General features: G+C 68.2%; 24 protein-coding genes. 11 read left to right on the forward strand and 13 right to left on the reverse strand.

The window, feature by feature from the left end; all coding sequences use genetic code 11:
• Positions 1-204 precede the first annotated feature (204 nt).
• The 6 genes from Q8K84_RS02480 (at position 205) to Q8K84_RS02505 (ending at position 6,707) form a co-directional block, all read left to right on the forward strand.
• A complete protein-coding gene (locus tag Q8K84_RS02480; protein WP_305280327.1) occupies positions 205-2,292 on the forward strand; it encodes an ATP-binding protein in 2,088 nt (695 codons plus the stop codon).
• A gap of 71 nt (positions 2,293-2,363) precedes the next feature.
• Positions 2,364-3,356, forward strand: a complete 993-nt coding sequence (locus Q8K84_RS02485) for an ABC transporter substrate-binding protein (protein WP_305280330.1) — start codon at positions 2,364-2,366, stop codon at positions 3,354-3,356.
• A gap of 13 nt (positions 3,357-3,369) precedes the next feature.
• Positions 3,370-4,119 carry an ABC transporter ATP-binding protein gene (locus Q8K84_RS02490; RefSeq protein WP_305280333.1) on the forward strand — a complete coding sequence of 250 codons (750 nt, stop codon included), beginning with the start codon at positions 3,370-3,372 and terminating at the stop codon, positions 4,117-4,119.
• Entirely contained in the window at positions 4,116-4,883 is a 768-nt protein-coding gene (locus Q8K84_RS02495; RefSeq protein ID WP_305280336.1) for an ABC transporter permease, read from the forward strand. The genes Q8K84_RS02490 and Q8K84_RS02495 overlap by 4 nt, the downstream gene beginning before the upstream one ends.
• Positions 4,884-4,920: 37 nt before the next feature.
• On the forward strand, positions 4,921-5,601 hold the full coding sequence (locus tag Q8K84_RS02500; protein WP_305280339.1) for a hypothetical protein: 681 nt from the start codon (positions 4,921-4,923) through the stop codon (positions 5,599-5,601).
• 8 nt (positions 5,602-5,609) lie between these two features.
• The gene (locus Q8K84_RS02505; protein WP_305280342.1) at positions 5,610-6,707 is read left to right on the forward strand and encodes a DUF2336 domain-containing protein; all 1,098 of its coding nucleotides are present in this window, start codon (positions 5,610-5,612) and stop codon (positions 6,705-6,707) included.
• A 12-nt stretch (positions 6,708-6,719) separates the two neighbouring features.
• Here the strand turns inward: Q8K84_RS02505 and Q8K84_RS02510 are convergent, their stop codons facing one another.
• From Q8K84_RS02510 to Q8K84_RS02540, 7 genes are all read right to left on the reverse strand, one after another.
• The gene (locus Q8K84_RS02510) at positions 6,720-7,778 is read right to left on the reverse strand and encodes a TonB family protein (RefSeq protein ID WP_305280345.1); all 1,059 of its coding nucleotides are present in this window, start codon (positions 7,776-7,778) and stop codon (positions 6,720-6,722) included.
• Positions 7,779-7,839: 61 nt separating this feature from the next.
• The gene (locus tag Q8K84_RS02515) at positions 7,840-9,219 is read right to left on the reverse strand and encodes a hypothetical protein (RefSeq protein WP_305280348.1); all 1,380 of its coding nucleotides are present in this window, start codon (positions 9,217-9,219) and stop codon (positions 7,840-7,842) included.
• Between the two features lie 200 nt (positions 9,220-9,419).
• Complete coding sequence (locus Q8K84_RS02520) at positions 9,420-10,154, reverse strand: RNA pseudouridine synthase (RefSeq protein WP_305280351.1); 735 nt, start codon at positions 10,152-10,154, stop codon at positions 9,420-9,422.
• Positions 10,151-11,059 carry a class I SAM-dependent methyltransferase gene (locus Q8K84_RS02525; protein WP_305280354.1) on the reverse strand — a complete coding sequence of 303 codons (909 nt, stop codon included), beginning with the start codon at positions 11,057-11,059 and terminating at the stop codon, positions 10,151-10,153. Before Q8K84_RS02525 ends, Q8K84_RS02520 begins: the two co-directional genes overlap by 4 nt.
• Before the next feature lie 3 nt (positions 11,060-11,062).
• Positions 11,063-12,658 (reverse strand): peptide chain release factor 3, encoded by a 1,596-nt coding sequence (locus tag Q8K84_RS02530; protein WP_305280358.1) that lies wholly within the window; start codon positions 12,656-12,658, stop codon positions 11,063-11,065.
• Positions 12,659-12,727: 69 nt separating this feature from the next.
• Complete coding sequence (locus Q8K84_RS02535) at positions 12,728-13,108, reverse strand: hypothetical protein (RefSeq protein WP_305280361.1); 381 nt, start codon at positions 13,106-13,108, stop codon at positions 12,728-12,730.
• Between the two features lie 97 nt (positions 13,109-13,205).
• A complete protein-coding gene (locus Q8K84_RS02540) occupies positions 13,206-13,538 on the reverse strand; it encodes a DUF1491 family protein (RefSeq protein ID WP_305280365.1) in 333 nt (110 codons plus the stop codon).
• A 168-nt stretch (positions 13,539-13,706) separates the two neighbouring features.
• Here Q8K84_RS02540 and Q8K84_RS02545 point away from each other — a divergent pair, with 168 nt between their 5' ends.
• Positions 13,707-14,609 (forward strand): hypothetical protein, encoded by a 903-nt coding sequence (locus tag Q8K84_RS02545; protein ID WP_305280368.1) that lies wholly within the window; start codon positions 13,707-13,709, stop codon positions 14,607-14,609.
• A 9-nt stretch (positions 14,610-14,618) separates the two neighbouring features.
• Here Q8K84_RS02545 and Q8K84_RS02550 read toward each other — a convergent pair whose 3' ends face one another.
• On the reverse strand, positions 14,619-16,313 hold the full coding sequence (locus tag Q8K84_RS02550; protein ID WP_305280371.1) for a HAMP domain-containing sensor histidine kinase: 1,695 nt from the start codon (positions 16,311-16,313) through the stop codon (positions 14,619-14,621).
• A 213-nt stretch (positions 16,314-16,526) separates the two neighbouring features.
• On the opposite strand from Q8K84_RS02550, the gene Q8K84_RS02555 reads away from it, so the two are divergent.
• Both Q8K84_RS02555 and Q8K84_RS02560 read left to right on the forward strand, forming a co-directional pair.
• Positions 16,527-17,342: a sensor histidine kinase KdpD gene (locus Q8K84_RS02555; RefSeq protein WP_305280374.1), complete on the forward strand. Its 816-nt coding sequence runs from the start codon at positions 16,527-16,529 to the stop codon at positions 17,340-17,342.
• Between the two features lie 63 nt (positions 17,343-17,405).
• On the forward strand, positions 17,406-17,837 hold the full coding sequence (locus tag Q8K84_RS02560) for a SufE family protein (protein ID WP_305280376.1): 432 nt from the start codon (positions 17,406-17,408) through the stop codon (positions 17,835-17,837).
• An 11-nt stretch (positions 17,838-17,848) separates the two neighbouring features.
• Here Q8K84_RS02560 and Q8K84_RS02565 read toward each other — a convergent pair whose 3' ends face one another.
• From Q8K84_RS02565 to Q8K84_RS02580, 4 genes are all read right to left on the reverse strand, one after another.
• Positions 17,849-18,340: a PAS domain-containing protein gene (locus tag Q8K84_RS02565; RefSeq protein ID WP_305280379.1), complete on the reverse strand. Its 492-nt coding sequence runs from the start codon at positions 18,338-18,340 to the stop codon at positions 17,849-17,851.
• Between the two features lie 172 nt (positions 18,341-18,512).
• Entirely contained in the window at positions 18,513-18,932 is a 420-nt protein-coding gene (locus Q8K84_RS02570; RefSeq protein ID WP_293322638.1) for a MucR family transcriptional regulator, read from the reverse strand.
• A gap of 217 nt (positions 18,933-19,149) precedes the next feature.
• Positions 19,150-20,367, reverse strand: a complete 1,218-nt coding sequence (locus tag Q8K84_RS02575; RefSeq protein ID WP_305280388.1) for a DUF2336 domain-containing protein — start codon at positions 20,365-20,367, stop codon at positions 19,150-19,152.
• A gap of 58 nt (positions 20,368-20,425) precedes the next feature.
• A complete protein-coding gene (locus tag Q8K84_RS02580; RefSeq protein ID WP_305280391.1) occupies positions 20,426-21,319 on the reverse strand; it encodes a crotonase/enoyl-CoA hydratase family protein in 894 nt (297 codons plus the stop codon).
• A 145-nt stretch (positions 21,320-21,464) separates the two neighbouring features.
• On the opposite strand from Q8K84_RS02580, the gene Q8K84_RS02585 reads away from it, so the two are divergent.
• Positions 21,465-23,003, forward strand: a complete 1,539-nt coding sequence (locus Q8K84_RS02585; protein WP_305280394.1) for an acyl-CoA synthetase — start codon at positions 21,465-21,467, stop codon at positions 23,001-23,003.
• Between the two features lie 92 nt (positions 23,004-23,095).
• A complete protein-coding gene (locus Q8K84_RS02590) occupies positions 23,096-23,545 on the forward strand; it encodes a MaoC family dehydratase (RefSeq protein WP_305280396.1) in 450 nt (149 codons plus the stop codon).
• Positions 23,546-23,604: 59 nt separating this feature from the next.
• On the opposite strand, the gene Q8K84_RS02595 is transcribed toward Q8K84_RS02590, so the two are convergent.
• Positions 23,605-24,438 (reverse strand): serine protease, encoded by an 834-nt coding sequence (locus Q8K84_RS02595; RefSeq protein ID WP_305280399.1) that lies wholly within the window; start codon positions 24,436-24,438, stop codon positions 23,605-23,607.
• Positions 24,439-24,493 lie beyond the last annotated feature (55 nt).

Consider the following 24,493-nt stretch of genomic DNA (forward strand, 5'->3'; position numbering starts at 1 on the left):
GCGTGACGGAAACCTGCGGGGAAGCCCGCGTTCGAAGTCGCACCGACCTTACGATACAGGTCCGCAAGGATCTGGAATGAGGGCGACGCCGCGGCCTGCCGCAGCGCCGCCCTCTTGCCATGCGCGGCATCCAGCGCTCAGCCAAGCTTAACGATTTGGCGTCATCCCCTGGGGCAGATTGGGCGGACTCAGGGGGATTCCAACATGGCGAGGGGACTGCTGCAGCGAGACACCGCGGTCGGTCTCGCGATTGGCGTCGCCTTCGCCAGCGCCGCCCTGCTGAGCGTAGCCCTTACCCGAGACACAAACAGCGTCGCCGCCCTCTGGCTGGCCAACGGGGTTCTGGCTGCGGGGCTCCTGCTGCTGCCGATCCGCAAGGCGATCATCCTCGCCGCCGTTTGTGCAGCAATCAGCCTTGGCATCAATCTCCTCACGGGCGCCCCACCAGAGTTGGCGCCCGTATTCACTGCTTTGAACATCGTTGAGGCGCTGATCGCCGCCCTGATGGTTCAGCGCTTCTGCGGCGCCAGACTCAGGATCGCCAACCTCCCTCAGCTTCTGCGGATCGCGCTATTGGCCGTGGCGCCCGCCGCAGGCCTGACCGCGCTGCTGGCGGCGACGGCGCTGGCCGCCCTCGGTCGCCCCTTTCAGGACGTCCTGATCAGCTGGTTCCTCGCCCACGCCCTGGGCATGGTCATCACCCTGCCCGCCGCCCTATTGCTCATCGACCGCCGCGCCGGCCCTGACCATCACCGCGGCCCGCTGGTGCAGACTGCCGTATACGGTCTGGTGATCATGGTCAGCGCGGGGGCCTATCTGCCCTGGACATTTCCCGCACCCCTGCTGATCACGCCGACCCTGGTGATTGCGGCGTTTACCCTTGGCCCCCGGGCCACAGGCATATCTGCGGTGATCATGGCCGTGGTCTGCACGATCGTCCTTACCCTCGGGCCCAGCGGCGGCATCTCCGAAATCTGGTCGCCAGCATCGCGTATCCACAACCTGCAGTTTGTCATCGCCACCGCCTTCTTCACCAGCCTGTCGGTGGCGCTGATCCTGTCGGAACAGGCCCGCACCCGGCGACTTCTGGCCACGCGCACCCGGGCGGCCAAGCGCGCCCAGGCGCGGGCGCAGGCGGCCGGTGCGGCCAAGGGCGAATTTCTGGCCACCATGAGCCATGAGATCCGGACGCCGATGAACTCCATCCTCGGCTTCACCCAAACCCTGCGCCGGCGCCAGGACCTGCCCGAAGAAGCGCGCCGTCAGGTCGAGATGATCCACCGGGCCGGGGGATCTCTGCTGGCGGTGGTCAATGACATCCTGGACTATTCCCGCCTGGAGACCGGCGAGGTCGAGCTCGCGCTCCAGGCGCAGTCGCCCCAGGGGGTGGCCCAGGACGCCCTGGAAATCATCGCCCCTTCGGCCGAGGCCAAGGGATTGGAGCTGCTCCTGGAGCATACCGGCCCGACCGAGGCCACAGTGATGATCGACGACCTGCGGGTGCGCCAGATCCTGCTGAATCTGCTCAGCAACGCCGTAAAGTTCACCGCGAGCGGTCAGGTGCGGCTGATGCTCACCGCCCGGGACCAGGGCCCTGACGTGCTGCTGCGCTTTGAGGTGCAGGACACCGGGTTGGGCATCCCCCGCGAGTTGATGCACCGCCTCTTCCGCCGCTTTTCCCAGGCTGATTCCTCGGTCAGCCGGGCCTTCGGCGGCTCCGGGCTGGGCCTGGCCATCTGCAAGGGCCTCGTGGAGGCTATGGGCGGGCTGATCGGGGTGAAGAGCCAGCCCGGCGCCGGCTCGGTCTTCTGGTTCGAGATTGTCGCCGAGCGCGCCGCCGCGCCGCCCATCTCGGCCCAGCCGATCTCCGAAGACGCCCTAGGGCGGGTCCGCGTACTGTTGGTGGACGACCACGCCATGAACCGCGACCTGGGCGCAACCGTGCTCGACCTGCTGGGCTGCGAGGTCGTGCTCGCCTGTGATGGCGCCGAGGCCCTCAAGGCGGCCCGAGAGGGGGGCTTTGATGTCATTCTGATGGACATCCACATGCCCGTGATGGACGGCGTGGAGGCCACCCGGATGATCCGCGCCCTCGATGGCCCCGCCGGCCAGACGCCCATCATCGCCATGAGCGCCGACGTGATGCCCGAAATGGTGGAACGCTGCCGGCGGGCGGGCATGTCCGACGCCGTGGGCAAGCCCATTCAGATCGATGTCCTTCACGCCGCCCTGGCGCGCTGGACGAAGGATGCGCCCGAGGCCGGCGATCGGGACCTTCACGCCGTCGCCTGACATGCAAGCCGCTTGGCGTCGAGACGGCGGCCCCCTACCTATAGGACGGGCTTGTTCTCGGGGGGATTTCCATGAAGCTGCTGCGGCATCTCGGTATTGCGCTGGCCGCCCTGGCCTGCGCCTGCGCGCCGGCCGCGGAGACGGACGAAGTCACAGGCGCTGAGGGCCTGACCACCGTCCGTTTCGCCACCGACTGGCGGGCCCAGGCCGAGCACGGCGGCTTCTATCAGGCTCTGGCCACCGGCGAATATGAGAAGCGCGGCCTGAAGGTCGAGATCATCCAGGGGGGCCCCGGCGTGAACGTGCCCCAGCTGCTGGCCGCTGGCGCCGTGGACATGGGCATGGGCTCCAACAGCTTCATCGTCATGAACCTGGCCCAGGAAAAGGCGCCGGTGAAGGCCGTCGCCGCCTTCATGCAAAAGGACCCCCAGGTCCTGATCGCCCATCCCGACCAGGGGATCGAGACCATCGCCGATCTGAAGGGCCGACCGATCCTGCTGTCAGACGCCTCGGTCACCGCCTTCTGGGTCTGGCTGAAGGCCAAGTACGGCTTCACCGACGATCAGGTCCGCAAATACACCTTCAACTCCGCGCCCTTCCTGTCCGACAAGCGGGTCGCCCAGCAGGGCTATGTGACGTCTGAGCCCTATACGATCGAGAAGGAGGCGGGCCTCGTCCCCAAGGTCTTCCTGCTCGCCGACAACGGCTATCCTGGCTACGCCACCATGGTCCTGGCGCGGGACCCCATGATCGCCGAGAACCCCGAGGCCATCCGCGCCTTCATTGAGGCCAGCATCGCCGGCTGGCGGTCTTATCTGGACGGCGACCCCGCCCCGGCCGACGCCTTGATCAAGGCTCATAATCCCGAGATGACCCAGGACGTCCTGGATCAGGCGCGGGAGAAGCTGAAGTCCTATGGCATTGTCGATGCTGGCGATCCCACGCTCACTGGCCAGATGAGCGACGCGCGCTGGTCTGAGTTCATCGATATGGCCAAGGCCCAGGGGGTCTATCCCGCTGATCTGGACGGCGCCTCGGCCTACACCCTCGACTTCCTGCCCTAGGCTGAAAATCCCCATGGAGCCGTTGGTCGCCGAACTGGCGCAGGTCGAGGTGGAATACCCGGGCGCGGGCCTCGCCCTGGGGCCAGTGGATCTCGCCCTGGAGCCAGGCGCGATCACCGCCCTCGTCGGCCCGTCTGGCTGCGGCAAGTCCACTGCTTTGCGCCTGCTGGCGGGGCTGGAGGCGCCCACCCGCGGCCAGGTTCACCGCACGGCCCGGCGGGGGGAAACCGCCGTGGTGTTCCAGGCCCCGACCCTGGCCCCCTGGCTCTCGGCCCTGGACAATGCCGCCCTGCCCCTGCAGCTCTCCGGCCTGCCCAAGAAAGAGGCTCGGGCCCGGGCGCAGGCGGCCCTGGAGCGGGTCGGCCTGGGGAGCGCCGCCGCCGCGCGCCCCACCCAGCTGTCGGGCGGCATGGCCATGCGGGTGTCTCTGGCCCGCGCCCTGGTCACCGAGCCCCGCCTGCTGCTGCTGGACGAGCCCTTCGCGGCCCTGGACGAGATCACCCGGCGCGCCCTGGCGGATGACGTCCTGCGCCTGTGGTCGGAGACCCGCCCCGCCATCATCTTCGTCACCCATAGCGTGGAGGAGGCCGTCTATATGGCCAGCCGCGTGGTGGTGTTCAGTCGCGGCCCCGGTCGCATCGCCGGCGAGCTGAGTGTCTCGGGGTCAACCCCGAGGCCCGAGGGCTTTCGCACCACAGCGGCCTTCAGGACCAGCGTGGAGGCGGTCTCCGCCGTCCTCGCCCGGGGCATGGCGCCGGCATGAAGCGTCTGGTCGACATCCTTGCGCCCCTCATTCTCGTCATGGCGCTCCTGGCCGCCTGGGAGATCGCGTGCCGGGTGCTGGAGACCCCCGCCTATTTCCTGCCGACCCCCAGTGCGGTCGCCGCCAGCCTCTGGACCGATGCGCCGACCCTGTTCGTCTCAGCTGGAAACACCCTCGTCATGGCCCTGGCGGCGCTCATCCTGGCCAGCCTCTCGGCCCAGGCCCTGGCGCTGATGGTGGCGCTCAGCCCAATTCTCGAGCGAGCGATCAAGCCCTTGGCCGTGGTGCTGCAAGTCACGCCGGTGGTGGCCATTGCGCCGTTGGTGGTGATCTGGGCGGGGATCGACAATCCCGAGCGGGCGATCATCGCCCTTGCGGCCCTGGTGGCCTTCTTCCCGATCTTCTCCGGGGCGATCACCGGCTTGAAGGCGGCCGATCCCGACCTGGAGCGCCTGTTTGATCTCTATGGCGCCGGGCGGCTGAAGCGGCTCCTGCGTCTGCGCCTGCCCTCGGCGGTCCCCTTCCTGTTGGAAGGCCACAAGGTGGCTGCGGGCCTGGCGCTTATCGGGGCGGTGGTCGCGGAGTTCGTCGCCGGGTCCGGCGGCGCCCAGGGCTTGGCCTGGCGGATCCTGGAGGCTGGAAACCGACTGCAGACTGCGCGCATGTTCGCCGCCCTGGTGGTGCTGGGCTTGATGGGCGCCCTGCTCTATGCCGGCCTCGCTCGGCTCGAACGGGCCGGGCTGCGCTGGTGGCGCGGCCGTTAGCCACAGGTTAAGCCGGCGACTCTAGAACGGGAGAGGCATGATCCCGCACCTCGCCCCCTCCCTCCTGTTCGCCGGCCTGATCCTGGCGAGCGCCGCTCCGGCCCAGGCCCAGACGGTGATCCAGGATCGCTATGGCCCACCGCCGGCCGCAGCGACTCGGGGACCGATCGGCGTGGGCACCGATTCCTATGGCGGCCCGATGCTCAGCTGGTCTGGAAAGCAGAGCCTGTCGCCCGCCCGGGCCCCGAACGCGCCTGCTCGCCCAGAACCCATGGCGCTGGCGCGTCAGTTCGCACCGCAATCTTCCCCGGCGGCCATGCCGGCCGCCTTCGTTCCGCCGCCCGCCGTCAACAGGCCTGCGCCGGCCGTGCAGCCTGGCTATGAGCCTGTCCTGCGCTCATCCCTGCCGCCGACCGCTGGTCCTGCGCCCGGACTTCTGGGCGGACCGCCCCCCGGGCCCCTGCCCACCAGCATCTATGACCAAGCCGCGAGGCCGGCGCCGGCTCAGGCTCAGGCTCAGTCCTTCGCCCAGGCCTCTGCGGCCGCCCGGCCCGGGGGCAGCCAGCTCTACTCGCTGCACCGCGAGTACGGCATGACCCCCGACGCCATCCCGACGCCCCCGTCGGGGCCCAACTACATCCTGGTCGGCCCCCCCGACACGCCCGAGGTTTCGGACGACGGGGACGAGCCCGCCCAGGGCCTTGATCGTCAGTTCTGAGACCACACATGGCCCGGTCCAAGCTTCACGACCTGATCGCCCTCGCCAACGAGCCATCCAGCGCTCGGCGGCGCGAACTGCTGAGGGGCGTCACCGACCTGTTCTTCGTCGGCGACGGCGAGCATGGCGCCTCCGAGCTCGCCCTGTTTGATGACGTGATGGGCCAACTGGCCAGCGACATGGAAGAAGCCTTCCGGGGTGAGCTTTCCCGTCGCCTCGCCACGGCCTCGGCCCCGCCGCGCCATCTGCTGCGTGACCTGGCCCGGGACACCGCGATCTCCGTCGCCGAGCCCATCCTGGCCAGCTCCTCGGCCCTGAGCGACGACGACCTGCTGGCCGTCGCCCACACCCGCGGCCAGGACCATCTGCGCGCCATCAGCCAGAGGCCGCAGGTCTCGGCTGCGGTGTCAGAGGCGATTGTCGAGCGGGGGGACGACCACACCCTCGACGCCCTGCTGCGCAATGACGGCGCTGAACTGTCCCGGGAGACCCACGAGCGGGTGATCGACCGGGCCATGGCCAATTCCGATCTGCATGCCGCCGTCATCAGCCGCCGGGCGGTGCCCGTGGACCTGTTGAACGAGATGTATTTCGTCGTCGAGGCGCAGCTTCGAGACGCCATCCGGGACCGCAACAGCGAGGTCGACCCCGAAGCGCTTGAGGCCGCCCTGGCCGCCAGCCGCAAGAGCCTGGCCACCCGGGACGGCGCCCTGCCTGACGACTACGAAGAGGCCGAGCGGGCCGTGCGCCTGCTCAAGCTGCGCAACGGCATCACCCCGCCCGTGCTCGCGGCCTTCCTGCGCAATCGCGAGACCACCAAGTTCCTGGTCGCCCTGTGCGAGATGGCCGATATCGATTTCGGAACCGCACGCAAGATTCTGGAGCGGCGCGATCTGGACGCCCTGTCCATCGTCTGCAAGGCCGCCGGCTTTGAGCGATCCCTTTATCTGACCTTCGCCGTGCTCATTCTCGACCGCGAGGCCAACGCCATGGGCCGGGCCCGGGAATATGGCGAGCTGTTCGAAGCCCTCCCCCGGGAAGCCGCGCAACGAACCATCCGCTTCTGGCGCATCCGCCGCCAGACCGGCGACTTCGCCGCGGCCTAAGCCAGGCGCTCCCTACGACCCCGGCTCCGGGGTCGTAGGGGCCTCAGGTGGCAGTTCGTAGCGGATCGGCAGGGTGATGCGCCCGCCCACGGTCGGCAGCCCCTCGTCAGTCCAGACTGACAGGCGAAAGTGCGCCGCCAGGGCCAGGGCGGCCTGGCCAAATCCAAGCCCAGCCGGCGCTTCGGACGTCACCTGGCAGTCCTGCACCGCGCCACCCGTTCCCACGGCGCAGTTCATAAGCACGCGGGCGCCGGAAACGCCCTTGATCCTAGCCTCCGCCGGGTAGCCGTCAACGACGTCGCCGGCCGACGGAAGCTGGGTCCAATGGGGTTTGCCGATCACCCGCTTCTCAGGATCCAGCATCTCCGGAGCGAAGGTGACCATGTATTGCGTCTCGGCTCCGCGCAGATTGACTCCATCCGAGGGCGGCGCCAGCTCGAACTGTCCCGACAGGTCCCGGGCCGCCTTGGCGAAGCCGTAGCCGCGGGGCGTTTCGCTGAGGGTGGCGCAAGACTTGAGGCGCCGATCTTCGGTCAGGGCGCAACGGATCGTGGCGGAGCCTCCGATCCCTTCTGCGGCCGCCTTTTCCGGATAGGCCGCAGCCGTCTGCGCGTGGCTGGGAGCGTCAGCCCACAGGGGCCGCCCCATGAAGCGCCGCGTCATCAAGTTCCGGGTCCCGGGAAGAAACGAGCCGGTGGTCGTCCCAAGACCCTTGAAGCTGATCGGGATGCGGACGCCGCTGACAACCGGTTGGCCGTCCTTCATGGCGGGCTTCATCAGGAACTGCGGCGTAAGCGCGATGGCGGCCTGGCCAAATCCCAGCTCAGCGGGCTTCTCCGACAGAACGACGCACTCAAACAGCGCGCCCTGAATGCTCACCTTGCATCCGATGGTGGCTTCGCCATCCATCCCCTTATCCAGGGCCTTGGTTGGAAAAACAGCCATGAGCTGGGAGCGCGTCGGCTGCCGCAGCCAGTCAGCCGAGACATCGGGACCCGTCGCTGGCGTCTGAGCCGCAGCGGCCCCCGAGAAGGCCAGGGCGACGAATAGGGCCAGGGCGGTCAGTCTCATCGGCGCATCCTCCACGGAGAGGAAGCCTACCAAAGGTTGTCTTCCGTAGCGATGCCCGTTTTCAGACCCCGTCGCGGGGGACGGCGCGGACGCGCAGGCGCTCCATGGCGTCGATGGCGATCAGGGTGAAGGAGCGCAGGCCTTCCTCGGCGAAGACGTCGAGGGCCGCCTGCAGGGCCAGGGCCGCTGAGGCCCGCTCGCCGCGATCCTTGCCGGTGATGTCCAGGCGCGCCTCGTAGATGCGGGCCAGATTGACCTGGGCCAGGGCCCAACTCACCGGGTCGATTCCGGCCCGGCGATGGGACAGTTCGATCTTGAAGGCCGCTTCGGCCGCATCGAGCACGGCGAGATCGCCGGACAGTTCGGCTGAACGCGCCAGGCAAAGGGCCCGGCCGTTGGACGCCTCGGCCCGCAGGGCGAGCGCCGGCGCATCGGCCAGGACAAGACCGGCCCGCTCATAGCAGGTGACCGCCTGTTCGAAGGCCCGCTCACCGGCGGTGGCTTCCCCGAGGATCTGCAGGGCCAGCCCGAGCGCGGCCTGCATCCGCGCCCAGTCCAGGGGACTGTGGTCACGGGTCAGGTCCTCGACCACGTCGGCCAGGCAGGTGACCGCCTCCAGGATCTGTTCGATGTCGCCGCTGACCTCGCCCATGAGGGCCAGGATCTGACCGCGCAGGGCGGCGGCGCGGGCATGAGCCAGGGGTTCATAGGCGCCGTCCAGGCCATCGGCCACGCTGGCGGCCTCGTCCAGCGCCATCTGTAGCAGATCAGGGTCTTTCAACCGTGCGCCCCAGCCCGCCAGCATGTCGGCGCGCAAGGTGCGGGCCTCGGCGATCAGCAGGTGGGCGGCCGAACAGCGGCGCGTCAGGGCCTGCAGGGCGGCGATCGGGGCGGTGAAACGGGCGGCGGTGACGCGGGCGGCCTGGGCGTCCCCCAGGCTCATCCGGCGGCGGCCCTCAATCAGGGCCAGACCCACCTCGGCCAACGGCGCGGCCAGCCCGCCACGGGCGGCTTCGCGGGCCTCCCGGAAGGCGATCTCCGCGGCGGCGTTCAGCCCCTCTTCGCCAAACAGTTCGGCGCCGAGCAGGGCGCAGAAGGCCTGTTCGCAGCGGGCGCGGGCCCAGCCGTCAGGGCGGCGGTCCCGGTCGAAGGCGACAGCGGCGGCCTCGGCTTGGGCCGCGGCCTTGCGCAGGGTCGCCGCATCGCCGGAACGGCGGGCCACTTCGCGCCAGACGATGGCTGCCTCCAGCCGACGCTGGGGCTTGTCCTTGGCGCTGAGCCGGCCAGCCGCGACGTCGGCGGCCCTGCCTTCATTGCGCAACAGTGAAAGGTCCAGCAGTTCGAGCAGGGCGGCGTCGCCACCGGCCAGCCCGTCCCGACCCGGACGCCAGCCGCCCTGGGCGCCAAAGATCCGCTTCAACTCCCGGCCGAACTCAAACATGCCGTGGCGCTCCGTGGTCATCAGAGTCCCGCGGCGGGACTTCCCGCGCAGGTTCAGGTGAGACAGAGCAAAGCCGGAGCCGCGCCAATTAACAAGTCATTAACTCTTGAACATGGTTAATGGAACCTTGCGGGCATTAAGCAAAAGCGCCGGTTGTCGGGCGGTCTTTCCGGCATGATAGGGCGTTGTCCGCCGCCGTTTCAGGCGAAGATGGCGTTCAGTTCCTCGGGCTTGAGGATGCGCCACTCACCAGCTTTCAGATCAGACGGCAGAGCCAGCCCGCCAATCTGGTCGCGGTGCAGCGCCTCCACATGATTGCCCACCGCGGCGAACATGCGGCGCACCTGATGATAGCGGCCCTCGGTGATGGTCAGGCGGGCCTCGGTGTCCGACAGCGGCTCGAGGATGGCCGGCGCCAGGGGCTCGGCCTCCGACTCCAGGATCAGGTCGCCGGCGGCGAACACCGCCGCCTCATCGCCCCGCAGGGGACGGGCCAGCTTGGCCACATACCGCTTGGCCACATGGCTGCGCGGCGCGATCACCCGGTGCAACAGCGGCCCGTCGTCGGTGATCAGCAGCAGGCCGGTGGTGTCCAGGTCGAGGCGGCCGATGGTGGATAGACCCGGCATCCGCGCCCGCCAGCGCCGGGGCAGGAGTTCATAGACGCTGCGGCCAGGTTCACGGTGGGAACAGACCACGCCAAGGGGCTTGTGCATCACCAGAGTGAGCGGCGCCGGCGGATCGACGGGGGCGCCCTCGATGGTCATGCGTTCGGGCAGGTCGGCGACCACCGGAATCTTCTGGCCGCCGTCGCTGAGCGTCGCGCCGTCGAACACCACCGCGCCCTTGCGCAGGAGGCCCTGCACCTCCCGGCGCGAACCATAGCCCAGATTGGCCAGCAGGCGGTCGAGCCTGGCCATCGGGACCTTGCTCACCGCCTCGCCTCATAGAGCTTGTAGCCGCCCTCTTCAGCCAGCAGCTTGACCTTGGCGCCGAAGCTGTCGGCCAGGGGGCGCTCATAGGGCAGGTGTCGGTTGGCCACCATCCACAGCTTGCCGCCGTGACGCAGCACCTTGGCGGCTTGGGCGATGAAGGTCGCGCCCAGGGCCCGGTCCTCAGCCCCCCCGTCATGGAAGGGCGGGTTCATCACCACAAAGTCCAGGTCGCTCAGGGCCGGAACGCCGAGGCGGACATCAGCCCAGACCAGGTCGGCCCGGGGGTCGACCACATTGCGCCGGGCGCACGCGATGGCCCGACGGTCGATGTCGATCAGGGTCAGGCGGCCCACATTTGGACTGCGCAGGACCCCATGGGCCAGCAGGCCAAGGCCGCAGCCGAAGTCGGCGCCGGCGCCTGACTGCGGGGTCAGTCGGCGCAGCAGCAGGGCGGTGCCCGGATCGATCCTGTCCCAGCTGAAGACCCCAGGCTGGGTCCAGAGGCCGAGTTCAGATGACAGTCGCGGCGCGCCGGCGGTCAGGGCGTCGCTCAGGTCCAGCGCCGGGGTGCGAACCACCTCGCAGATGCGGTGATGGCGCCGGGCGTCCTCGGTGACATCGAGGCCGAAGGCCTTGAGCTCCTTGGCGAGGCGCGAACCGCCCTTGGCCTTGGGGGCCAGCGCCGTCATCGTCCCGCCCACCTTCAGGGCGCGCAGCCCCTGGGCCAGGACGTAGCGGCGCTCCACCGTCCCCGGCGGCGCCAGGACAGTGAAGCTGTCGAGGGACTGGTCGGGCAGCATATCCAGCGCCTCAGATCCCGGGATCAGGGGCGAGACCTGAACGGCGTCCGACGCCGTGTCGACCAGCTCCCGGGGCGGCAGGCCATAGAGACCGTGGGCGACCATGGCTCAGGCCCGTTCCTTGGAGCGCTCGAAGCGCACCTTGGGATAGCGTTCAGCGACGTAGCCAAGCTCCCAGCTGGACTTGGCCAGGAAGACTGGCTGCTGATCGATGTCGCTGGCCATGGCGCCGCGGTGCTTGCCGGCGAAGTCCTCGACATCGGCCTTCTCGCCGCCCAGCCAGCGGGCCTCGGCATAGGGCGCGGGCTCGAAGACCACCTCCAGCTGGTACTCGTTGGCGAGGCGGTCGGCCATGACCTCGAACTGCAGCTGGCCGACGGCGCCAACAATGAAGTCAGCCCCGATATTGGGGCGGAACAGCTGGGTGACGCCCTCTTCGGCCAGACCTTCCAGGGCCTTCTTCAGGTGCTTGGCCTTCAGCGGATCCTTGACCCGCACCCGCTGCAGGATTTCCGGGGCGAAGTTGGGCAAGCCGGCAAACCGCAGGGTCCCGGTTTCCGACAGGCTGTCGCCCACCCGCAGGACCCCGTGGTTGGGAATGCCGATGACGTCGCCGGCGAAGGCCTCCTCGGCCAGCTCCCGGTCGGAGGCGAAGAACATGATCGGCGAGTTCACCGAGAGCTGCCGGCCGGTGTTCTGAACCTTCAGCTTCATCCCCCGGGTGAACCGGCCAGAGGTCACGCGCAGGAAGGCCACCCGGTCGCGGTGGTTGGGGTCCATGTTCGCCTGGATCTTGAAGACGAAGCCCGAGACCTCCCGGTCGCCCGGAGCCACGTGGATAGCCTCCCCGCTCCGCAGAGCCGGCACGGTGTCCGGCGGCGGGGCGTAGGCGCCCAGGCCCTCCAGAAGCTCGGCGACCCCGAACTTGCGCAGGGCCGAGCCGAAGAAGACCGGGGTCATGTGGCCTTCCAGGAAGGACTGCGGGTCGAAGGGCTTGGAGGCCTCCTGAACCAGCATCGAACCCTCCTCCACCTCGGCCTGCTCCTCGGGGTCGAGATAGGAGACCACCGCATTGGACTTAAACGCGATGGGATCGGGATGGCCGTCATCGTCGGCGGTCTTCTTGGCGAAGGGCAGGAAGCGATTGCGGCGCAGGTCGACCATGCCCTTGAACCGGCCCCCTGACCCGGCCGGCCAATAGAGGGGCGCCGGATCCAGGGCCAGCTTGGTGGAGATCTCGTCCAGCAGCTCGAAGGGGTCCTGGGCCTCCCGGTCCATCTTGTTGATGAAGGTGACGATGGGGATGTCGCGCAGGCGGCAGACCTCGAACAGCTTCAGCGTCTGGGGCTCGATGCCCTTGGCGGCGTCCAGCACCATGACCGCGGCGTCGGCGGCCGTCAGCGTGCGATAGGTGTCTTCGGAAAAGTCCTCGTGACCCGGGGTGTCCAGCAGATTGAACATCAGGCCATCGTGGTCGAAGGTCATGACGCTGGCCGAGACGGAGATGCCCCGCTCGCGTTCGATCTTCATCCAGTCCGACCGGGTGCGGCGGTTCTCGCCCCGGGCGCGGACCTGGCCCGCCGCCCGGATCGCCCCGCCGGCCAGCAGCAGGTTTTCCGTCAGCGTGGTCTTGCCGGCGTCGGGGTGGGAGATGATCGCGAAGGTGCGGCGGCGCGCGGCCTGGGCGGCGGGAGATTGAGTCATGGGCGCGGGTTAGCGCGCGCGGCCCTCAGACGCAAACGGCGCGCATCGATCGCCAGCGCAGGGACGTCCTCAGGCCGCCAGTCGCCGCCAGACCTGGCGGTCGCAGGCCAGCATGTCGAGATCGCCCTCGTCCTGGCGGACCTTGAGGTCCTCCAGGGCCGCCTGGCCCAGCTCAGCGAACCTGATGGTCACGTCCTGCGGGTCAGCCTCGAAGCTCGGGACCACAAACAGCGCGCCGGTGATGGTCGGCGCCTTGGCCTGGATCAGGGACGCCAGACGCCGGGCGCGATTGGGGCGCTCCAGGTGCAGCAGCGGGGTCTCGGCATAGAGTTCCTGGCCCATGCGCATGATCGACGGGAAGGACAGCGCCCGAAACCGGTCGGCCGTCAGGCGCGGCGTCAGCTTCATTTCGGCGAGATCGAGGACCACGTCGTTCATGAGGAAGAGCATCGCCACGCACCTGTACTGTTCGGGGAATGGCTATCCTGCGCCCAGGCGGCTTTCGGTTCGGTGGACGAAACCGGTTAACGGAGCGGCAAGGCTGACCTCACCCCTCCTCCACCGGTTCGGTGAGGAAGTGGCGGCCTTGCTTGTCCTCGACCTCGACGACCCAGATGTCGGGGTCGACCTTGGCCGCGCGGGCGACATAGGCGTCGACCTCGCGCTCTTCGGTGGCCATGGTCGGGCGCATCCAGATCCGCTCGCCGTCGCCGCGGGTGGCCTCGGAAAACAGCCGCACGGTCCTGTCAGACAGGTTGACCGCCTTGACCAGGACCGCGCCGGCCCGGGCGTCGCCCTTGCGCGCCACGACGCCGAAGCCACCGGAAAGCTCGGCGCGGCGGATCAGGGCCGCGGCCCAGACATCTGTCGACAGGATCATGTCGGTTCCTCTTCCTTGCGCGCGCCTTGCATAGGCCATGGGCGGCCAGAGGTCGCAAGCCGCCCCGCGCGGACGGCAAGGAAAGTGCGCCGCGCTAACGGAACGACAACCGCTCGGCCGCCAAGATGGCTCAAAGGCCGCAGAGCCGCATAAGAACGAGATGGACGCATGACGATCAAGCGCGACACAGCGCAGCGTCGGGCGTTTCGATGGATGGGGTCGATGGCCGCGGCGGGGATGCTCGCTGCGCCCATGGTGGCGGTCGCCGGACCGCTGGATCTCTATATTGAGCGCACCGCCATGGCCGCCGCCGATCTGCGGTGCGGCTTCTTTGACGCCGGCCTGCGGGCCGCCCTGGAGGCTGGGCGCGTCCAGACCCGCAACGCCGCCCTGCGCAGCGGCGCCACCACGGGCGACCTGTCAAAGGCCGACGCCAGGGCTCGGGCCTCGGCGGCGACGGTGGTCTGTGACTCCGAGGCGGTATCCGCCGCCGCCGCCCATGTCCGCAGCGCGTTCGAGGGCTTCGCCAAGCTGCGCCAGATCACCTATCCCGGCGAAACGGCGGACTGGCGGGCTGACCGCACGGCCAGCGCCGAGATCCATCGCTGGCGCCTGGCCCAGCAGACCGATTTCGCCAGTGGCCAGATGGTGTTCGGCCTGGCGGGTCGCGACAGCCGGCCCGTCCTGCTGGCCCTGGCCAGTTTCAATGACGGCCGCTCCCCCTACGGCGCGCGCCTGGTGCTGCGTGACAGCGCCCGGGCGACCGAGCCCTATCTCGACCCCCGGGGCGGACCCAACCTGGCCAGACGCCTGCCGCCGGCCGGCGCCCAGCGGACCTACGCCGCCGAGGCGCGCAGCAAGGCCGGTCTCGACCTTCGTCCGGAAACCATGCGGGGGGGCTGGGCCTTCCGTTTTCCGCCTGAAGCCGCGGCGCGTCTGTCCACCCTCGACCCTCGTGAGGCGGTCGCCGTGGAGTTCCTGTTCACCGACGGGCCGGCGGTGCGTCGAGTCTATGTCGAGGTGGGCGACTTCGCGGCCGGCCACGCCTTCCTGCGGATGGCCGCCCGCTAGAGTCCAAGACTAGGCGGTCGGGGCCTCGACCAGTTCAGGTGAGGAAGCCTGCGCCCCCTCGGGGCGCGCATAGGGCGGCAGCAGCACAGGCATCCGAACGGTCACCGTGGTGCCCTCCCCGACGGCGCTTTCCATAATCATCTCGCCACCGTGCAACTCGGCGAAACTGCGCACCAGAGACAGGCCAAGACCCGTGCCCGCCGCCCGCCGCTCGGCGTCGCCCGCCTGCTCATAGGGGCGGCCGACCCGGGCCAGATCCTCGGGGCTCATGCCCATGCCCGTGTCGGCGACCACCAGTTCCATCATGCCGCCCGCAGCCTGCAGGCCCACGGTCACCGCCCCGTTGCGGGGGGTGAATTTCAGGGCGTTGGACACCAGGTTCAGCGCAATCTGCTTCAGGGCGCGCCGGTCGGCGTCAATCTCCAGCGGTTCGCGCGGCAGAACCCCACGCAGCTGCACGCCGGCGCGGTCGGCCTGACCGCGCATCAGCCGCAGGACCGCGTTGACCGCCTCACGGCCGTCAAACTCCTCGCGGCTGAGCTCAAAGCGCTCGGCCTCGATCTTCGACATGTCGAGGACGTCGTTGATCAGATCGAGCAGGTGGCGGCCGGATTCGTGGATCAGTTCGGCATACTCGCCATAGCGGTCCGGCAGGGGGCCAAACAGCCGCGAGCGCATGATGTCTGAGAAGCCCATGATGGCGTTGAGCGGAGTGCGCAGCTCGTGGCTCATATTGGCCAGGAAGCGGGACTTGCCCGTATTCTGGGCCTCCGCCTCGCTGCGGGCGGCCTCCAGCTCGACCTCCTGATCCCGGCGGGCCCGGCCGTCCGCGAGAATGGCCACCAGCCTCAGCGACCGGCCCCGCCTCAGGCGCACTTCCAGCCAGCCCTCGGGATTAGCGGCCGGGGCGAAGCCCAGGTCGGCCTGACCCTCCCGCAGGGCCACTTGAAAACCGCGGGCGAGCTCATGACGGCCCTGGGGGAGGCCGAGATCGAAAAAGGCCCGGCCTGCCAGGTTTCCCCCGGCGAGGGGGCGGCCATAGGCCCCGGCGATACGTCCGTCGGGCAGTATGTCGAGGAGCTGGGTCGGCTGTTCCCCCATCAGCCTGTGAAGCCGGGCGAGGGTCCCGGCCTGCATCCGCGCCTTGGTCTCCTGGCGGCGAAGGAGGCTGACCAGCCCCACGGCGAGGCCGCCCACGGCGCTCACCAGGGCGACCGCTTCCAGGATGGGGGCCGCCGGAGCTGAGGCAAGAGTAGGCCCGCCCAACAGGCTGACCAGCAGGCCAAGGCCCATCAAAGCGAGCGCCATCGCGCCTGCCGCCGCAGCGCTACGGGTGCGCCCTTCCATAAGGCTCGCCGCCAGCGGGGCGAGACACCAGACCCCCAGGGGGCCAAGCGCGCCGCCGCTGAGCAGCATGGCCAGGCCCGGCCCCAGGGTCCAGGCGGCCAGCCGAAGCCGGTCATTTGAGGGCCGCCGGGTCAGGATCAGACCAAGGTCGACAAGCGCCGCAACGCCGCCCAGCGCCAGGACGGTCGCCGCGCTCGAACCGCCGCCGCTGGCCAGCACGAAGGCGCAGCCCCCAGCCACCACCGACAGCCAGCCCGCGCTCCACCAGAAGGGTTCCGCCGACGGTGCGGCGGAGCCATGGGCGATGTGGTCGGGCAGGACGTCCATCTGGGTGTCGGGTCGCAGTCTGGCTCTCACGAGGCGGAATCGCTGAGTGTGAACGCACGACTTTAGCCGCCGCTCCCCGCAGTAGCGAGCCTGCTCGCCCCCTGGGCGACGGTCACAGGGTCGCAACCGGCCCAGACTAGGCGACATAGGCAGCTCAGCTGGCGCGAGGGACCCGGAAACGAATTCGTAAGGCCCGGCCTCCAGTCTGGGGGGCTGGATTACTTCATCAATGAGCCCCATCCCATGGCAGATGCGGCCCCCTGTCGCCCTCTGACACCAAAGGACGCCCCGCCCGCGGCTGACGCCGCCGCACGCCGAAAGGCGCGGCGGGCGGCCCACAGTCGGCTGGAGGCCCGGGCGGAGGAGCATCGACGTTCGTTTCTGCGGATGGTCAGCCACGAGCTTCGCACCCCGCTGAACTCGATCCTCGGCTTCTCCGAACTGATCGGGGCGGAGATCTACGGTCCGCTGGGCGCGCCACAATACAAGGAGTACGCCGGCCTGATCCGCGATAGTGGCCAGAAGTTGCTGGCCCTGGCCAACCAGGTGCTGGAGATCGCTCGCCTGGAAAGTGGGACCGCCGACCTCGCCACCCGGCGCGAGCCCCTGGACCATGTGCTGGACGATGTGCTGGACGGCCTGGCCGAAGAGATCCGGGGGCGGCGAGCCGAGGTGATCGTCTTGGGCCAGGGGGCGCTGCCCGACATCGTGGCCGACCCCAAGGGGATCCGCACCGCCCTTACCGCCCTCGTCTCCAACGCCCTGGCCTATGGCCCTGAGGGTGGAACCGTGCGCATCAGCGCCGAAATTCAGGACGGGGGAGTCACCCTGACCCTGATCGACCAGGGCCCCGGCGTGGCTCAGCACGACGTTCCCCGGCTCCTTCGACCCTTCGAGCAGGGAGAGAACGCCCTGACCCGCCGGGGTGAGGGCGCGGGCCTTGGCTTGCCGCTCGCCTATATGCTCTGCCGGGGAATGGGCGGCGGCCTCGCCCTCGGGCCCGGGCCGGATGGGGGACTGAAGGCCGTCGTCCGTCTGGCGAAGCCCGCTGTTCCCTGATCGCATCGCTCGGGCATCTCACGCGTTGCGCCTCGGCGTCTGGGGGCTTAAGTGCGAAGCCAGATGGACGGCATCCAGAAAACCCTCGACGACCTGGCCGAAGAGTTCGACCTCCTGGGCGACTGGGAGGAACGCTACCGCTATGTGATCGAGCTGGGCGCCGACCTTGCGCCGCTGAGCGAGGCCGAGCGGTCGGAAGCCAACAAGGTCCGCGGCTGCGCCAGCCAGGTCTGGCTGGTGACCGAACCAAAGGCTGATGGACGGGTGGAGTTTCGTGGGGATTCCGACGCCCACATCGTTCGCGGGCTGATCGCCATTCTGTTGCGAATGTTCTCTGGCCGACGCCCGGCTGACATCCTGGCCTTCGATGTGCGCGCCGCCTTCAGCCGGCTCGGGCTATCAGGCGCCCTCTCAACCCAGCGCTCCAACGGGCTGGCCGCCATGGCCGAGCGTATCGCCCGAGACGCCGCGGCCCTCAACGCCGCCAACGCCTGAGCGGCTGCGGTTCAGGCGGCGCGAATTCCGGAAAAGCCGGATGCGCTCTGCAGGCCGACGACCGTGTCGTAGCCAAGGATCATATCCACATCGCGCCCATTGGAGGCGAGCGGCAGACGGAGCCAGAGAATCGACATGTGCCCAGCGCCGCGCCAGGACAGGCTGTGGACGCCCACGCCAGGGCGGCGCTCATTGACGACGGCGGTCAGCTCCTCGCGCCAGTAGTCGGCGGCCGCAGCGTTGTACACCTCGCCCAGGGTGCGGCCGGTGATCTCCCGGCCATAGATGCCATAGAGGCCGGTGCCGGCCAGACGGACGCAAAAATCCATAGGCTCGCGCCGGATGTCGATCAGACTTACCGTGGGCAACAGCCGTTTCAGCGCCGCGGGGTCAACATCCCCCCGAGCAGGCAGCCGCGCGCCACGGCGCAAGCCGGCCCAATAGCCGTAGATTTCCTCATGAGCACGAGCGGCAGCCGCCGAAGCACCAATCTGAGCCGCCATGTTCAGATTCCTTAACAACCCATTGGAATCGCGACGAATCACTTATCGCCCATATGGCGAATCTGGGGCAAGTCGAAATCGCCGCCTGCGGCGAAGATGGTCAACAAATAGCAAAAAACGCCCGCCTCAACGAGAGGCGAGCGTTCTTGTCTGCGAGCCCGTTGGGCGGGGTCTAGCGCTTCTTGCGAGCAGCCTGACGGCCGCCTTGGCCGAGGCCCATCTGCTTGGCCAGGTCCGAACGCGCCTTGGCGTAGTTGGGGGCGACCATGGGATAGTCCTTGGGCAGGCCCCACTTGGCCCGGTATTCCTCAGGACTCATGTTGTACTTGGTGCGCAGATGCCGCTTCAGCGACTTGAACTTACGGCCGTCTTCCAGGCAGATCAGGAAGTCCGGAGTAATGGAGCGGCGCACGGGAACCGCGGGCTCCTTCGGCGGCGCTTCAACAGCTTCAGGGGCTGTGGTGACGCCAGCCAGCGCACGGTGCACTGCCTGGATCAGGTTCGGAAGATCGGCCGCGGCGACCGAATTGTTTCCGACATAGGCCGATACGATATCGGCCGTCATCTCAATGACTTCTGCTTTTTCGTCCATGTGCTTTACCCAGAACGGCGCGATGCGAGCGCCACAACATCTGATTCCCAGATCAGTTGTTAGCTACTTATCGCCCCTATTCGTCCTGCACAAGACAATAGAAGGCAGACCTATCTGTGTGAGAGCATCGCACGGCGAACTGCGTGTCAAAGTTGAGTAGGTGCGACAGGGCGTCACAGGCTCGACATTTCAGTCGTGCTGTCAGATTGCTCCGGCCCTAGTTCCGGCCCAACTCTTTTGCAAAGGCGAGCATAGCGGCCCTCTGCGGCAGGGAGTATTCGTCAATGACGCTGTCATCGCCTTCACGAATGGCCCGCAATAACTCCGGCGTCATGGCCGAAGACAACGACCAGTTCCAATAGCGCAGCACCGTTTGCGCGCGATCCACAGCCATGGTGTCGAAGATGAGCAGGGTGCGCTCGAAGGCGGGATTGATCGCGCCATCCTCGCCGGTCTCCGGGCGTCGGAGCCCGCGCCACAGGGCGCGCAGGGCCGTCCGGGGCAGGCCAGTCGCCTTGCAGAGGACGGCCAGGGGCTCACCGCCGGGGTCCGTGAACAGCTTGGCGCCGGTCATGGGTTTGAGCCCCGCCAGGTAGGAGATCTCCTCGGCCACTTCCCGGGTCATGCCATGCTGGGCGGCGGAAACGGCCGCCTCCAGACTGGTGAACGGGCTCTTCTCGATCGCGGCCCTGTTGCGCTGCCGGCGCTCAATGAACTGCAGCGCCTTACGCGACATGGGATCTTGCCATCCCTCCTGCGCCGCCATGGGGAAGATGTCGCCGGCGGCGTCCTGAAGGATCTCCCGGGAGACGGCGAAACGCTGGAGGATCGTGCGGCGCGCCTCTGGGTCAGCCCACCAGAACAGCACATAGGCCTGAGCAGGGCGCAGCTCGGTACGGCGCAGCAAAGCCGGCGCCAGTTCCGGGGCGTCGCGGCTGATCGCCACCAGGGCCTCAAGACCGGCGTGACCGATCTTGGCGTTGCGGTTGGCCAGGACGGCTTCGATCACCCGGAGTTCGCCCGCGGCGACCAGGGTCTCGACGACCACTTCGCTCAGACCCTTTCGACCGGCGATCATCAGCCGGTGCTCTGAGCTTGCTGTGCGGGCGCAGTCCAGAAGTTCGGCGTCCGAAAGGTGTTCACAATCCTCAAGCAGAGGCCGGGCCACCTCGGGCGCATCGTGCAGAAGCAGGCGGGCGAGCTGGGCCGGCGGCTCAGACAGTCCGGCCAGGCGCTTGGACACCCGCAGGCGCTCGTCGGGCGAAGCGTCCCGCAGCATCTCGATCAGAAGATCGGCCGTCACCGATCGCTCGAAGGCGTTGATCCGGCTGGAGGGCAGGCACACCACGTCGGCCAGCCGTCGCAGCAGGGCGCCCCGGGCGCGGAACTGCGGGGGCGGCGGCGAATCGTCCGGAAAGGGCGCGCTCTGGCTCATCTGAACGCCCATTCCAACACAGCGGCGTTAACCATGGGTTCCCGCCCCCGGCCCAACCTCAGGAAAATTCGGGCGGCGTCCGTCCAGGCCAGATGTCGGGGAGGCCATCAGAAACCCGATCGGGAAATACAGGCGGCCGCTTCTGGAGGAAGGACTCAACGCCCTCCTTGGAATCGGCGGAAGCCCCCCGCGCCTGAATACCCCGGCTGTCGGCCCTGTGCGCCGCCATCGGGTGGTCGGCCCCGGCCATGCGCCACATGAGCTGGCGGGTCAGGGCCACCGAGACGGGGGCAGCGTTGTCGACAATCTCTCGGGCCAGGGCGCGGGCGGCGGGCAGGAGGTCCTCCGGCGCGTGCAGGGAACGCACGAGGCCGCGTTCCAGAGCCTCCTGAGCGTTGAAGACCCGGCCAGAATAGCACCACTCAAGGGCGGTCTGCATGCCCACCAGCCTGGGCAGGAACCAGGACGAGCAGGCCTCCGGCGTGATGCCGCGGCGGGCGAAGACAAAGCCGAACCGCGCCTCGGTGGAGGCCAGGCGGATATCCATGGGCAGTTGCATGGTTGCGCCGACGCCGACGGCGGCGCCATTCACCGCCGCGATCACCGGCTTGAGGCTGTCATAGATACGCAGGGAGACGAGACCGCCGCCGTCGCGATAGACGCCGGACTCCGTGCGTTGGCCCAGGGGATCGACGTCCCGGCGGTCGTAGTCGAAGGTGGAGCCACCCCCCGCCAAGTCCGCCCCGGCGCAGAAACCACGGCCGGCGCCCGTCACGATGACCGCCCGCACATGGTCATCGGCGTCGGTCAGGTCGAAGGCGGCGATCAGTTCGCGATTCATCAGCGGATTGAAGGCGTTGAGCTTTTCTGGCCGGTTCAGGGTCAGAAGGGCGATCCCGTCCTCCAGCTCGAGCTTCAAGGTCTCGAATTCGGCAAGGCTCTTTGTGGCCATGATGTCTCCCGTTCGCTTTCCGTGTTTGCCCCATCGGAGCCGCTTGACGGACGGGAGGTCAAGCACGCCATCATCGCTGAACAGTGATCATCTAGAACTGGCCAACGGTCCCGACAGAGGGCTGCGGCCTGGAGGAAACAGGCTCATGCATCCCTCACATCATGCGAAGTCCAACCCCGAGCGCGCCGCCTACGTCATGGCCAGCTCCGGAGAGACCGTCACCTACGGTCAGTTGGAGGCCCGCTCCAACCAGGGCGCGCACCTGTTTCGTGAGCTTGGCCTGAAGGCCGGGGATGTGATCGCCATCCTCATGGAGAATCACCCCCGCTTCTTTGAGGTGGCCTGGGCCGCCCAGCGGGCTGGCCTCTACTACGCCTGCATCTCGTCCAAGCTCACGGCCGGCGAGATCGAGTACATCATGGGCGATTGCGCGGCCAAGGTGCTGATCACATCTGCCGGCGTGGGGCCTGTGGTCGATGAACTTCCCGCCCTGTCGCCTGGGGTGAAGCTCTACATGGTCGGCGAGGCTCACGCGCCCTATGAGAGCTTCGAGGCCGCCCGGGCCAAGATGCCTGAGACCCCGATCGCCGATGAGACCGCCGGCGCCGACATGCTCTATTCGTCGGGCACCACCGGCCGGCCCAAGGGGATCAAGCCGCCCCTGACCGGCGGGCCGATCGACGCCCCCAATGCGCTATCGATGATGGCCGAGCTGATGTTCGGCTTCCCGCCGAACGGGATCTATCTGTCGCCAGCCCCCCTCTATCACGCCGCACCCTTGCGCTGGTGCATGGGCTATCAGCGCCTGGGGGGCACGGTGGTGGTGATGGAGAAGTTCGACCCCGAGCACGCCCTGGCCCTGATCGAGCAGCACAAGATCGACTGCGGCCAGTTCGTCCCCACCCACTTCGTGCGGATGCTGAAACTGCCGCCCGAGGTCCGCACCCGCTACGACCTGTCATCCCTGAAGTCGGCCGTCCATGCCGCCGCCCCCTGCCCGATCCCGGTCAAGGAGCAGATGATGGAGTGGTGGGGCCCGATCATCCACGAATACTATGCCGGCAGCGAGGGCAACGGCTTCTGCCACATTGGCCCGCACGACTGGCTGGCTCACAAGGGATCGGTGGGCAAGGGCACGACCGCCGAGGTGAAGATCTGTGACGACGAGGGCGAGCCCCTGCCGCCGCGCACCGAAGGCGTGGTCTACTTCGCCGGCGGCACGCCGCTCACCTATCACAACGCCCCCGACAAGGTGGCCGAGAACACCAACCAGCACGGCTGGACGACGCTGGGCGATGTGGGCTGGCTCGACGAGGACGGCTTCCTCTATCTCACCGACCGCAAGAGCTTCATGATCATCTCCGGGGGGGTGAACATCTATCCCCAGGAGCTGGAAAACCTGCTGATCACCCACCCCAAGGTGGCTGACGCCGCGGTGGTCGGCGCCCCCGACGAAGAGATGGGCGAGAAGGTGGTGGCGGTGATCCAGCCGATGGACTGGGCCGAGGCCGGCGATGATCTGCGCGCCGAACTGATGGCCTTCTGCCGGGCCAATCTCAGCCACGTGAAGTCGCCGCGCATGCTGGACTTCATGGCCGAACTTCCCCGCCATCCCACAGGCAAGCTCTATAAGCGCCTGATCCGGGACGCCTATTGGGGCAAGGAAGGCTCCAAGATCGTCTGATCCGAAAAGGCAAGGCCGAGCGTTGCGGCCTTGCCCGGGCCGCATGAGGTGATAGACCCGAACACCTGTTTCAAACCTTTAGGGAGCAAGCGATGAACCCGGTGGAATTCAAGGATCTGCCCGGCCTGATCGGCCAGGAAGTCGGCGTGTCGGACTGGGTCGAGATCACCCAGGAGCGGGTGAACCAGTTCGCCGAGGCCACCGGCGACCATCAGTGGATCCACGTGGACGTGGAACGCGCCACCAAGGAAATGGGCGGCCCCATCGCCCACGGCTATCTGACCCTGTCGCTGATCCCCTTCCTCGGCGCCGGCATGCTGCCGATCAAGGGCGTGACCCGCGGCATCAACTATGGCTCGGACAAGGTGCGCTTCATCAACATGGTCCGCGTGGGCAAGCGCGTGCGCATGCGCCAGAAGCTGATCGGCGCCGAGCCCAAGGGCGGCGGCATGCAGCTGAAGAACGAATGCACCATCGAGATCGAAGGCGAGGCCAAGCCCGCCTGCGTGGCCGAGACGATTTCGGTCGTCTACGGCGCCTAAATCAGCCGATTATGTTGCGAAAGGCCCGCGTTTCGATGCGGGCCTTTTTCGTTCAGGCCTCAATAGTCCGGCGAAATCGCCTCCAGGGCCGAGGCCGCCTTGGCGCCGCCCACCCCCATGTCGCCCTGGGCCACCGTGATCTCCGCGAGCGGGTTGTCCAGCAGGGCCAGGGTCTCGTGGATGTAGCGGGCGTGGGTGACGATACCGATTTCCAGCCGCTCGCTGTTCAGCTCAACCTGTTGCGTCAGCAGGCCGGCGATGAACTGGACCTCCTGGGACTCGCCGCCGCCTGGCCGGCGCCGCACCCCTTCGGCCATGAACACCGGGCCGCCCGAATTGCCCGGAAAGACGGTGAAATCGAGCAGGAAGGTCGGGAAGGCCGCCGCCGGCGCCAGGGGGAATGAAGCCACCCGGCCAGACCGCAGGATCGGGAAACCGGCCGGATTGGCCGACAGGCCCCGGGGAAAGCCCAGCGCCATCATCTGGTCTCCGGCGCCGACCGCATAGGCCGAAAAGGTCTCGTCGCCGGCCAGCCAGTCCTTGGGGATCGCGGCCTTGGCGAACTCCGGGGGGGCGCTCACCACAATGGCGGCGACATCGCGCTTGGGATGCTGAGTCCAGCTCGGATTGCCGTCCGCATCGCGGATGTTGAATTTTTGCGGCGCATAGCTCCAGCTGCCATCGGCATTGGCGATGCGGTAGCCGATCCGGGCCTGGACGCCAGGCATGCGTTGCAGGACGTGATTGGCCGTCACCAGCACCGTGCGCGGCTGACCGTCCAGGGTCGGCGCATTGATCAGGAACCCGGTGCCAACCGTGCGCGTTCCATCACCCAGCGGCTGCTCGATCTGAACCGTGGCGTGGATCAATTCGACAGCAAGATCCGCGATCATGGACGCCCCTCGATTGATCGGTGCACAACGACGGGCCAAATGAATCAGACCCGCC

The sequence above is a fragment of the Phenylobacterium sp. genome (assembly GCF_030679875.1).
GTDB lineage: Bacteria > Pseudomonadota > Alphaproteobacteria > Caulobacterales > Caulobacteraceae > Phenylobacterium.